Source organism: Kitasatospora nipponensis (assembly GCF_039528135.1).
Classification (GTDB): domain Bacteria; phylum Actinomycetota; class Actinomycetes; order Streptomycetales; family Streptomycetaceae; genus Kitasatospora; species Kitasatospora nipponensis.
This window is the reverse complement of the sequence record NZ_BAAALF010000590.1, coordinates 1-857: the sequence shown is the minus strand read 5'-3', so window position 1 is coordinate 857 and position 857 is coordinate 1. Positions and strand designations below refer to the sequence as shown.

At 66.0% G+C, this 857-nt stretch carries 2 protein-coding genes; both read left to right on the top strand.

Features of this window, described 5'->3' with window-relative positions; genetic code table 11:
- Window positions 1-71 precede the first annotated feature (71 nt).
- Complete coding sequence (gene rpsF, locus ABD323_RS42090; RefSeq protein WP_344447346.1) at window positions 72-362, top strand: 30S ribosomal protein S6; 291 nt, start codon at window positions 72-74, stop codon at window positions 360-362.
- A gap of 100 nt (window positions 363-462) precedes the next feature.
- Window positions 463-857, top strand: a 395-nt coding sequence (locus ABD323_RS42085) for a single-stranded DNA-binding protein (protein ID WP_344447345.1), incomplete at its 3' end; no start/stop codon positions are given.

The following is an 857-nucleotide window of genomic DNA, read 5'->3' as shown; positions in this document are numbered from 1 at the left end:
GTGCCGACGCTGCACAACCCTCCTGCCACGGAGAGACCGTGGCCGCTGAGTCCAAAGGAGGTGGGTTACCCATGCGTCACTACGAGGTGATGGTCATCCTCGACCCCTCGGTCGAGGAGCGCGCTGTCTCCCCCCTGATCGAGAACTTCCTCAACGTCGTCCGCACCGGCGGTGGCACTGTTGAGAAGGTCGACACCTGGGGTCGTCGTCGCCTGTCGTACGAGATCAAGAAGCAGCCCGAGGGCATCTACACGGTCATCGACCTGAAGGCCACGCCCGAGGTCGTCAAGGAGCTCGACCGCCAGATGTCGCTGAGCGAGTCGGTTCTGCGGACCAAGGTCCTGCGCCCGGACACTCACTGAGCCACCTCCGGGACCCGTTCGTGGTCCTGGTGGCTCGCGTCCGATGTTTCACGTGAAACATCGCTGAACGGAACTCTTCCTCCCGAGAGGTCAGCACACCATGGCAGGCGAGACCGTCATCACCCTCGTCGGCAATCTCGTCGACGACCCCGAACTGCGGTTCACCCCTTCGGGTGCCGCGGTCGCGAAGTTCCGCATCGCGTCCACTCCCCGCACGTTCGACCGTCAGACGAACGAGTGGAAGGACGGCGAAAGCCTCTTCCTCACGTGCAACGTCTGGCGTCAGCCGGCGGAGAACGTGGCCGAGTCCCTGCAGCGCGGCATGCGCGTGATCGTGCAGGGCCGACTGCGCCAGCGGTCTTACGAGACCAAGGAAGGCGAGAAGCGGACGGTCTTCGAGGTCGAGGTCGACGAGGTCGGCCCGAGCCTGCGCTCGGCGACCGCCAAGGTGACCCGGGCCAACCGGTCCGGCGCCCCCGGCGGCGGTAGTGGCGG

Excerpts from the sequence above, each read along its gene's own strand:
- rpsF (WP_344447346.1), top strand. The coding sequence starts at position 72 with ATGCGTCACTACGAGGTGATGGTCATCCTCGACCCCTCGGTCGAGGAG.